Source organism: Paenibacillus sp. E222 (genome assembly GCF_013401555.1).
In the GTDB taxonomy this organism is placed as follows: Bacteria; Bacillota; Bacilli; order Paenibacillales; family Paenibacillaceae; genus Paenibacillus.
The window spans coordinates 6,189,757-6,202,869 of sequence record NZ_CP058552.1 but is presented as its reverse complement, the minus strand read 5'-3'; the positions used below and the strand labels follow the sequence as shown (position 1 = coordinate 6,202,869).

The 13,113-nt window shown below is 46.8% G+C and carries 10 protein-coding genes; 5 read left to right on the top strand and 5 right to left on the bottom strand.

What is annotated here, in order from left to right:
* Position 1: 1 nt before the first annotated feature.
* Positions 2–916 (bottom strand): AraC family transcriptional regulator, encoded by a 915-nt coding sequence (locus tag HW560_RS27485; protein WP_179265206.1) that lies wholly within the window; start codon positions 914–916, stop codon positions 2–4.
* A gap of 172 nt (positions 917–1,088) precedes the next feature.
* On the opposite strand from HW560_RS27485, the gene yicI reads away from it, so the two are divergent.
* From yicI to HW560_RS27465, 4 genes are all read left to right on the top strand, one after another.
* Complete coding sequence (gene yicI, locus HW560_RS27480; protein ID WP_179265205.1) at positions 1,089–3,407, top strand: alpha-xylosidase; 2,319 nt, start codon at positions 1,089–1,091, stop codon at positions 3,405–3,407.
* Between the two features lie 260 nt (positions 3,408–3,667).
* On the top strand, positions 3,668–4,684 hold the full coding sequence (locus HW560_RS27475; protein WP_179265204.1) for a phosphotransferase family protein: 1,017 nt from the start codon (positions 3,668–3,670) through the stop codon (positions 4,682–4,684).
* Between the two features lie 14 nt (positions 4,685–4,698).
* Positions 4,699–7,611, top strand: a complete 2,913-nt coding sequence (locus tag HW560_RS27470) for a glycoside hydrolase family 3 protein (RefSeq protein WP_179265203.1) — start codon at positions 4,699–4,701, stop codon at positions 7,609–7,611.
* Between the two features lie 177 nt (positions 7,612–7,788).
* The gene (locus HW560_RS27465) at positions 7,789–9,090 is read left to right on the top strand and encodes a bacillibactin exporter BcbE (RefSeq protein ID WP_256221972.1); all 1,302 of its coding nucleotides are present in this window, start codon (positions 7,789–7,791) and stop codon (positions 9,088–9,090) included.
* Between the two features lie 97 nt (positions 9,091–9,187).
* Here HW560_RS27465 and HW560_RS27460 read toward each other — a convergent pair whose 3' ends face one another.
* Both HW560_RS27460 and HW560_RS27455 read right to left on the bottom strand, forming a co-directional pair.
* On the bottom strand, positions 9,188–10,510 hold the full coding sequence (locus HW560_RS27460; RefSeq protein WP_090895783.1) for an MFS transporter: 1,323 nt from the start codon (positions 10,508–10,510) through the stop codon (positions 9,188–9,190).
* A gap of 31 nt (positions 10,511–10,541) precedes the next feature.
* Positions 10,542–10,970, bottom strand: a complete 429-nt coding sequence (locus HW560_RS27455) for a MarR family winged helix-turn-helix transcriptional regulator (RefSeq protein ID WP_090895786.1) — start codon at positions 10,968–10,970, stop codon at positions 10,542–10,544.
* Between the two features lie 299 nt (positions 10,971–11,269).
* On the opposite strand from HW560_RS27455, the gene HW560_RS27450 reads away from it, so the two are divergent.
* The gene (locus tag HW560_RS27450; protein WP_179265202.1) at positions 11,270–11,743 is read left to right on the top strand and encodes an RbsD/FucU family protein; all 474 of its coding nucleotides are present in this window, start codon (positions 11,270–11,272) and stop codon (positions 11,741–11,743) included.
* A gap of 13 nt (positions 11,744–11,756) precedes the next feature.
* Here HW560_RS27450 and HW560_RS27445 read toward each other — a convergent pair whose 3' ends face one another.
* Together HW560_RS27445 and HW560_RS27440 are read right to left on the bottom strand one after the other, a co-directional pair.
* A complete protein-coding gene (locus HW560_RS27445; protein ID WP_179265201.1) occupies positions 11,757–12,875 on the bottom strand; it encodes a GerAB/ArcD/ProY family transporter in 1,119 nt (372 codons plus the stop codon).
* 14 nt (positions 12,876–12,889) lie between these two features.
* A complete protein-coding gene (locus HW560_RS27440) occupies positions 12,890–13,096 on the bottom strand; it encodes a hypothetical protein (RefSeq protein WP_109999766.1) in 207 nt (68 codons plus the stop codon).
* Between the last annotated feature and the right edge of the window lie 17 nt (positions 13,097–13,113).

Below are 13,113 nucleotides of genomic sequence, written 5' to 3'. Positions count from 1 at the left end.
CTTAGACCAGTGCAGGTTCCATCGCCACTTGTTCATAAAACATTTTGCGATATTGGGACGGGGTAATGTTCTTGTGTTTCTTGAATGTTGTAATGAAATAGCTCAAATGCTCAAACCCGACGTCCATGGCAATATCCACAATTTTGTGATCGGTATTTTCAAGCTGAACACAGGCCTGCTGGATGCGATAATAGTTGATATAGTCGACCGGACTTTTCTGCACCATCTGTTTGAAAAAGCGGCAAAAGTGTCCTTCGCTCATATTAGCCTCATCTGCCAGTTCTTTTAACTTGAGTGGTTCGGGGTAACGCTTGTGAATATAGCTTAGGACTGATTTCAGGCGTTCCACTTTATCATGACTGCCTGACGGAACGGTGCCTTTGAGAGCAGCAGGTCTCATATGTTCAAACATTTGTGCAAATATTAGGTAGAGGTAAGCTTTGGTCGTCATCTCGCAGGTGGGTGTCCCGGCGGCATGATCGGCGAAAATACGTTTCAAATGAAAGATAATTTCTTGCCCCCACGCCTCATTGGTTTGGATATGGTAAGGGGGGATAATCGTTTTGTGTACAAGTGGGCCAACGAACTTCTCCTGTACAGCATCAAACGTCCGACTGCCTAACAGTTCTGGGTTAAATACAATGGATGAAAAAACACAGGGGACATCGCCTTTCAGATAGCCTGCATGGATTTCTCCCCGATTGATAAAGATGGCTTCTCCCGCCTGGACTTCTACCGTATTCATATCAATTTGAAAAACAGCACTGCCCTGAGTCACCATGGTGAACTCCATCTCGTCGTGCCAGTGGCAATCAAGAATGCTATCGCCATTCAATTGCTGAATATCCGGGTACACACTGACTGGATACATGGCATTGCCGTGAATCCGGTCTTCCCGTAATCGTTCACGTTCCATATGAGAATCTCCTTTTGCATCATTATTAATGTAAACGTTCCCATAGATTGGTGGTGTTTATAAAGAATCGGATAAGAAATATCAGAATCGTGATATATTTGGTCAAAATATGAGAAGAAATTCGTTATTAATGTCAATATTATTATAGTATAACCGAAGGGGGAAAGAAAACATGAAATTTACTGATGGATTCTGGATGACTCGTGAAGGGTACCACATTCAAAACCCGACTGACATTCGTGATATTGTGCAAAAAGAGAATTCTTTGACCGTATATGCGGCAACTAAATATATTCGCACCAAAGGCGACACGTTGAACGGCACATTGCTCAAAGCGACGTACAGCTCACCTATGCCTAACGTTATTCGTGTAACCTTGAATCACCATAAAGGCGGAGTGAAAAAAGGGCCTGTATTTGAGCTTAACACGCAAGATGCGAATGTTGACATCTCAAAAAATGAACAAGGCGCTGTTTTGAAAAGTGGCAATCTGGAAGTTCAAATCGACAAAACGAATGGTTGGGACGTCAGCTTCCTGTATGGAGGAAAACGGATTACAGGTAGCGGTCAAAGAGCGGCTGGTTATATTACAGGTCCGAGCAAGGAAGCGTACTTCCGCGAGCAGCTGGATCTCGGCATTGGTGAATACGTTTATGGACTCGGTGAGCGCTTCACGCCGTTTGTTAAGAATGGCCAAATCGTCGATACTTGGAATGAGGATGGCGGTACAAGCAGTGAGCAGTCCTATAAGAACATTCCTTTCTATTTGTCCAATAAAGGATATGGCGTATTTGTAAACCATCCTGAACGCGTATCGTATGAGATTGCGTCGGAGAATGTATCTAAAGTGCAGTTCAGCGTAGAAGGCGAGACGTTGGAATACTTCATTATTGGCGGTGACAATCCAAAGGATGTACTTGATAATTATACGAAATTAACAGGTAAACCGGCGCTTCCACCTGCATGGACGTTTGGTCTGTGGCTGACCACATCATTCACAACGGATTATGATGAAGCAACGGTTAACCATTTCGTAGATGGCATGGCTGAACGTGATCTTCCGCTGTCTGTATTCCATTTCGACTGCTTCTGGATGAAGGAATACCAATGGTCTGATTTTGTATGGGATGAAGCGATGTTCCCCGACCCGGAAGGCATGCTTGCACGTCTGAAAGAAAAAGGACTCAAAATCTGTGCGTGGATTAATCCATACATTGCAGAAAAATCCTACTTGTTCGATGAAGGTATGGAGAACGGTTATCTGGTAAAAACAGCGGATGGCAGCGTATGGCAATGGGATATGTGGCAAGCAGGCATGGCACTGGTAGATTTCACGAATCCGGATGCTGTGAAATGGTATAAGAGCAAGCTGGAAGTTCTGCTTGATCAAGGTGTCGATTCATTCAAGACAGACTTCGGTGAAAGAATTCCGACAGATGTCGTGTACTTCGATGGCTCAGATCCGGTTAAAATGCACAACTACTATACACAGCTCTATAACAAAGCTGTATTTGAATTGCTCGAAGAAAAGATTGGCAAAAACGAAGCTGCCCTGTTTGCACGCTCTGCAACAGCAGGTGGTCAACAGTTCCCGGTTCACTGGGGTGGAGACTGCTCTTCTACGTATGAATCCATGGCTGAATCACTTCGCGGTGGCCTCTCACTTGGACTTTCCGGTTTCGGATTCTGGAGCCATGATATCAGTGGTTTTGAAAGTACAGCGACCCCTGACGTATACAAACGCTGGGTACAATTTGGACTTTTATCTTCTCACAGCCGCCTACACGGAAGCACTTCGTATCGTGTGCCTTGGCTGTTCGACGAGGAATCCGTGGACGTTGTTCGTGACTTTACCAAACTCAAAATCAGCCTGATGCCGTACCTTTACAATTCTGCGGTGGAGTCGACTGTAAAAGGTATTCCAATGATGCGCGCTATGCTGCTGGATTTCCCAGATGATCCGACAACATACAACCTGGATACACAATACATGTTTGGTGATTCAATCCTGGTGGCTCCAATCTTCAACAAGGAGGGTGATGTTCGTTATTACCTGCCTGAAGGTACATGGACCAACTATCTGACAGGTGCCAAAGTCGAAGGTGGGCGTTGGATTAGCGAAAACCATGACTTCAAAACACTGCCAATGATGGTGAAGCCAAACAGCCTGATTGCTGTGGGTGCTGTGGATAGCAAGCCGGATTATGACTTTGCGGATCATGTGTCCCTTCACTTGTTCGAACTGGCAGACGGCAACTCCACTCAAGCGGTGGTTGTAAACCAAAGTGCTGAGCAGGAGCTGGTTGTTAACGTATCCCGTAACGGCTCTGTTCTGGAAGTTCGTGCTGAAGGTGCAGGAAAACCATGGAATATCGTGCTGCGTGGCATGGAGAGTGTATCCAGCGTAGAGGGCGGTTCCCAAACGTCTGGTGCACATGGTGTTGTCGTTACGGCAGCAGCAGGTACAGATTCGCTTACAATTCAACTGTAATGTTTATTGGATAAACAGAAGGACGGTGCCGCAAGGTGCCGTCTGTTTGTCTACTGTCGTGCCATTGGAAGATATGGTTATTGAAAAGAAATGGTAGTATCATTTATAGATTGAACTAAACTTTTACATGAGAACGTAGAAGACAGAAATAACCTGAAGAAGTGTAGCGTTCGGAAGGTTGTTCTGTCATTGGAGTGGAAAATGTAAATATCTTTAGTTCAATTTATAAAGCGACAGATAAAGATAGGGGATTATATCAAATGAGTACAACGAATTCAGGTTTACACCGAACCATTACAGCAGAGATGCTGTATAAGTTGGTAGAGAACACTTTTGGAACCGCTACCATTGTGAAGAGTTTTGCACTGCTGCAGGGTGGACTTTTTAATACAACGTATCGAATTCAGCTTGAACATGCGTCGTACGCGGATGTGATATTACGTTTGGCTCCAGAGCGTGTAGAGATGCCGCTCGGCTCTGCTGGCGATCCGTTATTTTCATTTGAACGTACGATGATGTCTGCTGAACCGGTTGTTTATGAATATTATCGTAAAGCAGGCATTCCTGCACCAAATATTATTGCCTGTGATGACAGCGGATTGATCATTCCGAGAACCTATATGTTTATGGAGTTTATCCCTAGCAAGCAATTGGATCATTCATCGATTTCTGAAGCGGATAAAGAACGATTATATCATCAGCTCGGCGCTTATACGGCTGTCATGCATCAGATTGAGGGTGAATTGTTTGGCTGGCCGCAGGGCGATGGAACAATTAAAGGCTCGGATCAATGGTCCGAGGTGCTGCACGCTTTTGCAGAAGAGACGGCACTCAAAGCTTCACAAGCCGGGTATATGCCAGATGTGGGAGAAGAAATCGCAGATATGTTCTTAACAAAAAAGGATTTATTTGATCAGGTGACTGTTCCGGTTCTTGTTCATAATGACCTGTGGGAAGCCAATGTGCTTGTCCATGAGGAAAACGGGCAGCTAAACATTGCCGCCATTATTGATGGGGATCGTTCTATGTTTGCGGACAGAGCGTTTGAGGCGATTTTATCGACAGATTCATCTATTGGTTTTCATAAAGGCTATGGCCGGCCACAGGATATGTCCGATGAGGGGCAGGCACGCCTTCTGGCCTATCGCATACTGTCCTCTTATTTTAACGCATATGTGCATGAACATCAGGTTGATCAGCCGGAGGCAGGCAAGAAGTATCGCGAGCGTACACTGGATCTATTGAAAGAATGGAAGAGACTCAAACTTAACGAATAAGTAGGAGGTCTAGTATGAAAGAGTATATTCAATATCCAATGTGGGACGCAACATTGCCATTGGAAGAACGATTAAATGACTTGATTGCGCGTCTGACAACGGAGGAGAAAATCCGATTAATTCCTACACGGGAAGCCGCAGTACCCCGTTTGGGAATACCCGGTTACAATGTGGGAGGTGAAGCGGCTCACGGGGTTGCCTGGATAGGTGAGGCTACCGTTTTCCCGCAGCCGCTCGGTCTGTCGAGCACCTGGAATACGAAGCTCATACGCGAAATTGGTTCCGTTATCGGAGATGAAGCCAGAGCATACCACCACCGTGCACCCGAGCGACACGGCTTGACCTTATGGGCGCCAACCGTCGATCTGGAACGGGATCCGCGTTGGGGCAGAACGGAAGAGGGCTATGGTGAGGACCCCGTACTGACAGGTGAAATGTCGGCCGCTCTTGTGAAGGGCATGCAGGGTAACCACTCTTTCTATCTGAAAATGGTAGCGACGCTGAAACACTTTTTTGCCAACAATAATGAGAAGGATCGGTTGAATTGTTCATCCAGCATCGATCCGCGGAACTTGCGTGAATATTATTTAAAAGCATTTGAGACGCCTTTCGTAGAAGGCGGGGCCTTGTCCATGATGACAGCCTACAATTCGATCAACGGCACACCCGCCATTGAAAGCCCATACGTGAATGATGTGGTCAAGGGTGAGTGGGACATGCCTGGATTTATCGTGTGTGACGGGGGGGATTTGTCCCAGACGGTCAATTATCACGGTTATCATGCCACGCATGCGGAATCGGCAGCAGGGGCATTGAAGGCAGGCGTCGACTGTCTAACAGACGAGGTTGACTTAGTCGTATCTGCACTGGAAGAGGCGCTTGAGCGGAACTTGCTGGAGGTCGAGGATCTTGACCGGGCCATACGCAATATTTTTGGCGTGCGGATGCGGCTTGGACAACTGGATCAGACGGGACTTAATCCGTATGCTTCGATATCGGAATCTGTATTGTGTGCGCCTGAACATGCCAAATTAAGTTATAGAGCAGCAGCGGAGTCTATCGTATTACTCCAAAATGACGGACTGCTTCCTCTCCAATCGGAAAGATTGCAGAAGGTTAGCGTAATCGGTCCCCTCGCGGATGTGGTCTATACCGATTGGTATAGCGGCACACTGCCTTATCGAGTTACCGTTTTGGAAGGACTACGCAAGAAGCTTGGCGGAGCAGAAGTATCATTTGCCGATGGGAATGATCGCATCAGTCTAAAGACAGCCGATGGCAAGGTAATCACGCTTGGTACGGAAGGAAAACTTGTTGCCGTTCCCGAAGGCAGTGCGGAGGCCGCTGAATTCATCCATCAGGACTGGGGCTGGGGAAGTCACACGCTTCGCAGTGTGAAAAACAATCGCTATGTTTCATTAACCGAACAGGGCATCTATCAGGCGAATGCGCCGGAGATTGGTGGCTGGTTCGTCAAGGAAGTGGTACAGATTGATTCACAAGCGGATGGAGGCAGTATGCTGCGAACGTGGAACGGCTTGCCACTGAGGCTGAATGAACATCAGGGACAACTGGTGTTGTCCCCAACGCCGGAACAAACGGACGAGGACTCGAGTGCATCTGGCAATTCGAATGCCATCAAAGAGACGCTGGAACCTGCTGTGTTCAAGCTGGACGTTATTGCTAACGGCATAGAGCAGGCGAAAAAAGCTGCTCAGAATAGTGACGTTTCTGTCGTTGTTGTTGGTAATAGTCCCTATATTAACGGTAAAGAGGAAATTGATCGCCCAAGTTTGCTGCTTCCGCCTGAGCAGGCCCGAATGGTAAGAGAAGTCTGCCAAGTGAATCCTAATACGGTCGTTGTCATTATTGGCAGTTATCCATTTGCACTGCAAGAGTTAAAAGACGTGGCTCCGGCAATCATATACCTTACACATGCAGGCCAGGAACTGGGGAATGCTGTTGCGGATGTTCTGCTCGGAAATTATGCTCCTGCTGGTAGACTGAACATGACATGGTATGAGGATGAATCGCAGCTTCCAGACATTATGGATTATGACGTTATTCATAACGGTACAACCTATATGTATCATGAAGGTCCAGTCCTGTATCCCTTTGGTCATGGATTGACCTATTCTGATTTTGAGTATAAGGCGATTCGAGTGGAGCGGGCAGAGGGATCTTCTGAAGATGATGTGCTGAAGATTGAAGTGCAGGTTGAGAACAAAGGGGAACGTGCCAGCGATGAAGTGGTGCAGCTGTATGGGCACGCGCAAACTTCACGGGTGAAGCGACCACAACGTCAGTTGATCGGCTTCCGGCGTATCCATCTTGCTTCAGGCGCCGTGGAAACTCTATCTTTCGAAATTCCTGTTCAGAAACTGGCCTTCTGGGATGTCACTCGAGACAAATATTGTCTTGAATCCGCCGCCTGGTCGATCATGGCTGGACGTTCCTCAGCAGATATTCGTCAGACCGTAGAAATTCCCATCGAGGGTGAAACCATTCCTCAACGAGCACTGAACATACCTACGTATGCGGAAAATTACGATGCTTATGCAGGAGTTCTGTTGGATGAGTGTCTGGAAGGTCGTTCAGCCATCCGTGCCATTGTTCCAGGCGAACCGCTGTATCGTGAAGGTCGTTCTTCCTGGATTTCATTCCACGACAATGCTTTCCGGCAAGCTAGTGGGTTTGAGGGTCGGGTGGCAGCCTTCGGAGAAGGTGGGGAATTGGAGATTCGGGCGGAAGGTCCGGAAGGTCCACTGCTTGGCACTTGTGTCGTTCCCGGTTCCGCTGGGACAGTCAACGGGAAGAATCTTCAGTGGAACACAGCTCGCTGTTCCCTGAAGGCAGAAAGTGAGATCAACCAGCTCTGTATTGTTTTCAAGGGCGGTGCAGCCCTCCAGCAATTTGTGTTGAAATAAGTTGATTTGTTGATCTTCATGATGCATGGCAAACAGGCTGTCCTGACACTGGATTTAGTGCGGCAGCCTGTTTGCGTTGTCATCCCAAGTGACCTTTTTTACATAAGCCGTATATTCAACTGCAGAACAACCCACAATAACGTTGTTGTTTTCTGATTCTGTAAAGGTGGTTGAGGTATGAAAGATAAAAAGTGGGACCTCGTCGCACTCGCTTCCATCCCGGTCATTATGACACTGGGCAACTCCATGCTGATCCCCATCCTTCCGCAGATTGAGCGTGAATTGAAAGTGTCCTCATTCAAGGTCAGCATGTTAATTACGGTTTATGCGGTCGTCGCAATCCTGCTCATTCCACTTGCAGGATATCTGTCGGATCGTTTCGGCAGGAAAGCCGTCATTATTCCCAGTCTCATCATTGCAGCCGCAGGAGGCGCGGTAGCAGGAGGAGCGGCCTGGATGCTGAATGGAAATGCGGCATACTGGACCATTCTCGGTGGCAGACTTTTGCAAGGGATTGGAGCGGCAGGGGCTTTTCCGATTGTCATCCCATTGGTTGGTGATATGTTTGATGATGAAAACGAGGTAAGTAAGAGCCTGGGGATTATTGAAACCTCGAATACCTTCGGCAAGGTTCTAAGTCCGATCTTGGGTGCAGCTCTGGCTGTATGGATTTGGTATTTGCCTTTTATGGCTATTCCGGTGCTCTGTGTGCTTTCATTGGTTTTGGTTATTTTCCTGGTGAAAACACCCAAAAGAAAAGAAGAACACCAGAGCTTTCCCGAATTTGTGGCTTCCATCCGCAGTGTGCTGAAAGAAAAGGGCCGCTGGCTGTATGCGATTTTTGCGATCGGCGGTATTTGCATGTTTGTTCTCTTTGGTGTGCTCTTTTATCTGTCGGAGACATTGGAATCGGAGTTCAAATTAAAGGGTGTCATTAAAGGTCTTGTGCTTGCCATACCACTGGCAGCCTTGTGTCTCGCGTCTTTCTTTGCTGGAAAATGGATAGGAAAGAACAAGACACGGATGAAATGGCTAGGGTTCATCGGACTCGCTGTTTTAACTGTATCTCTTGGCGTGATCGGGCTTTTTGACAACATTTATGTAGTTGTGGGTTTGTTCACCCTTGGCGGAGCAGGAATAGGGGCTACACTGCCATGTCTGGATGCTATGGTTACTGAAGGGGTGGACAAGGAACAGCGCGGCACCATCACGGCGTTGTTCAGCAGCATGCGTTTTATCGGCGTGTCCCTAGGTCCTCCTGTTGTGTCATTGCTGATCTCTTCCCACCATTTCCTTCTGTTTGGGATTCTCGCCGCGTCCGGGGCGGTGGGAGGCTTACTCACGTTATTGGCCGTCAAGCCGGATAAAGGAAATCAGCCTACATCAGGCGGTGGTCAAAATCATCGTGAACGTGATTATGATGAAGTGAATCAGTCTAATGGTTATCTGCCAGGGCGTAGAAAGAAAAGTCCACTCTGATAAGAATATAAAAAAACGCGTTTACTCTGAGGGATGTATTTTCCTCCATAGAGTAAACGCGTTTTTACTGAAATTGAATTACAGCAGCGTAGTTGTATCAATTATCTTTTTGTTGAGTAGTTGTGTTATTTTTAGATGCATTTTCAGTGTGCTTATGCTGATCGGAATCCTGTGCGGAGATATGTGTATGACTCAATAGCGGATGCACAGGCACAGCAAAACCTCCATTTCGTTTCCCTTGGATCAGGTATATCAGAAGAAACAGGATCATGAACATAATGGAATAACGGTACATATCAGTATAACTGGTTATTGAAGCAATAGCACCCAGCAGAAGTGCTCCCAGAGCAATTCCCAGATCCAGCGTATTCAGAAACATACCGTTAGCCATACCACGCTGTGAAGGGGACACAATCTGAATCATCCAGGTCTGCATGGAGGACTGTATGGAACCATATCCGATTCCGTATAAAAATGCAGCCACAAACAAGATGGACATCGATGAAGCGTAAGAGAGCGTGATCAGTCCAGCAGCGATGAATATCGCTCCGGGAATCAGTAACGCCTTTGGACCTTTACTGTCATAGATTCGTCCTGCAAATGGTCTGACCAATAGTACAGCCAGAGCATTGAACAAAAAGAACAGCGCTGGGTTAGCCAGGTGGGCTTCCTTTCCGTACAAAACGATGAATCCGACCAGTCCCCCATACGTGATGGACAGCAAACAATTCAGTACACTTGGCAGAATCAGCTTGCGGTTGAAAGGCGTCTTTACTTTGGTGCCTGATATCGCAGCTGTTCCAACTGGTGGGGTCGGTACCGCCTCATCATTGACCCTGCGAGCTTTCTTGCGTGTCAGTGAATAGCTGAGCGGGTAGATGACCGCAATAACACCTGCCGTACATAACATAAGTGTCACGAATCCAGCGCCCTGGAGCACGGTAACCCCAATAATGGGACCCATGGACATGGCCAGACTTGTGGACAGGCCGAAATAGCCCATACCTTCCCCCATCCGTTTCACAGGTACAATATCTGATGCCATAGTCGGGAAAGCCGTGCTACTCATGCCAAATCCGATACCGAACACCATGCGCAGCAATAACAGGACAGCAATTCCGGCAGCAAAGTAATATCCTAGTGTAGCGAGTAAGGCGACTGTCAGGCCAATATAGATCATGGCATTACGAAGACCCTTCTCCAATGCTTTGGCTGAATAGAGCCGGGCAGCAATGGCGCTAAGGGCAAAAAGACAGGTGAAGAGGCTGACTTCAAAGGCATTGGCGTGAAAACGGTCCTGCACATAAGAAGGCAGTGGGGATACGATCATGTGAAGCTGCAGAAAGAGTAGAAAGTTACATAACATGAGTAGGATAAAATCGGTGGTCCATAATTTGACTTGCGATGCTTGTGATTTCATTTGTTGTTCATTCCCCCTGGTGTAAAATTCGTTACAGGTTGCTGTTCATGAGGGAAAGAGTATGTCTAAATGCTTCCATCTGGTCTTCGGGAATACCTTCAATCAGATTTTTATTCATTTCTCTTTCGAGCGGAACAAGCTGGTCAAGCAATTTTTTTCCTTCTTCGGTCAAGTAGAGCAAGTAGGCTCTGCGATCCTGTTCGCTGGTCCGGCGATCGACCCAGCCTTTCTTTTCCAACAGATCAATAATGCGCGCAGTTGTGGGTTGGTCCTTATAAACGCGAGTGGCGACTTCCTTCTGATTCACGCCTTCGCCTCTACCGATATTGAACAGAACGGAAAATTGCTCTGTCGTAATATCATAGGGTTTGAAACGTATGGCTAGTACAGCCGACGCCTTACGGTGTGTCATGCCCAGCATGAATCCAATGGATTGATCGAGTGAATAGTCGTTCCCCATATAAACCTCTCTTTCTTCCAATAAAATAGTCACAATTCATTTACTTGTTATAACAACTATATGCTAAACAATTAATTTTGTCAAAACGGATTTATGAAAATCTGCGCCAGTTACAAATGCCTTCCATATGTAAATGGTTAGTAAAATAATGTTTCTGCAACATTCAAATATGCAATCGTTGGTAAATACTGATAAAATAGAAGTGCCGTTGTATCGCGGAAATAGGGTTAATATGATGGTGAGGTTAGGAAGACGAATCTGCTCCAGCTGATTCTGGAGCTGACTGAGGAGAGCTGAGTATGCTGAAGAACATTCCTGCAATAATACCTCCGGAACTGTTGAAGATCATGTCTGAAATGGGTCATGGAGACGAGCTGGTCCTGGCTGATGGCAACTTTCCCGCTGCCAGTCATGCGAAGCGGCTGATTCGCTGTGATGCGCTGGGTACCGTGGAGTTACTGGAAGCCATTTTAAGTTTGTATCCACTGGATACGTACGCAGAGCGGCCGGCAGCCGTTATGCAGGTCGTCAAGGGGGATCAGGTGGTGCCGATCATCTGGGAAGACTACCGCAGGCTGATCCTTGAACATGAGGGCATCACGGATGCCTTTGATCATGAAGAGCGTTTTGCTTTTTATGAGAGGGCTTCTCGCGCCTATGCCATCATTGCAACCGGTGAACGTGCGCAGTATGCCAATTTGATTTTGAAAAAAGGGGTTATTTTCCCAGATACTGATCCTTACTCACAAGCGAAAAAAGTCGAACTGAATTGAATTGAATACACTGTCAAGGCGACGAGGCGGCAGAAGCCTCGCTCGCTTTTTTGTTTTTCCCGAAACGCAGCCAGTAAACAACAACGTACAGTATAGGCATACACTCAATAAGCACGGCATACGTAGCAATGGCAAATGAACGAATGGCTAATTCATAGGAAGCCGCATCTTTTGCATATTGAAGCACATAAGAGGCCGCAGTCCCTGCAAGCAAGTAAACCACCGTTTTTTCCTGCCGGACTCCGGTAAGTTTGGCCAGACAAACCGAGGCTACATATAACAGAAACGAGCTGCGAGTAAACATGGTCGTAGACCAGATGGCAATCAGGAAAGGGTCCAGGTTATCCAAAAAATCGCCGTAACGAGCAAAACGTATCATCTCCAGCAAAGGGTAGCGAAGACTGCTGGCTTCGTAAGGTCCAAAATTCATTAAGGTAAACATCCAGAACACGATAATGAATAATGCAAGCGTAGAGCCTGCAAATAACATACTTCGTAGCATCGGCCGCCGGAAAGCAATGGCAGGAGCGAGGAACAGGAACATCATCCATTCGGAAAACCAGGGCATGGTGGAAATCGAGCCTGTGAAAATTTCTTTCAGATCATGATGCGTTACCATGGCAAGAAGTACATCAGGATTCCCCCCACCCAATACAGCTGGCATGAGAAAAGTAGACGTGAAGATTTGCACCAGAAATATGCCTTCTGATAAATAAACAATGGTAATCAAGCCTGAACGAGCTGAAAGACTGATGCTTAAAATGGTTATGGTTGCTGTCAGCCATATAGGTGTCTCGGGTAAGTACATGGATTGAAGAAAAACGATGAAATTCTCTACGTCAACGGATATCAAATACAGGCACAGTAACACAATAAGACCAAGGAACAGCTTGTGAACGGCCTTGCCCACAATTTCTTCACCAAAATCAATCCAGGGCCGATCCGGGTGAACCGCTCCTAATCTGTATGTGAAAAAGAGAAGGATCAGACTGATCGCAAACCCGCCAAGGATGGATATCCACCCTTGATAACCGCTCATTTTGAACAAACGCTGCAAAAGGAAAGCAATGGGTTCGGAATACAGGTAGACAAACATAAAACGGTACGCTTGTCCGGAAGATAATTTGCTCATGGCGCACTCCTTTCTTAGCCAAACAAGCGGTCTGCCCAGCCAAAGAGCAGCCTGATGACATCATTGGGATTAGGCCAGCCCGCTACAGAGACAGCCAACGTATTCCACAGAAGAAATAAGCCCAGCAGAATGAAATAGGCCCTTTTCATTCCCTTTTTGCTGGATTTGATCATGGGCCACTCCAATATGTACAGTATGGCAAACAAAACAACAGCGATCATTGGTTTACCTCCTAAAG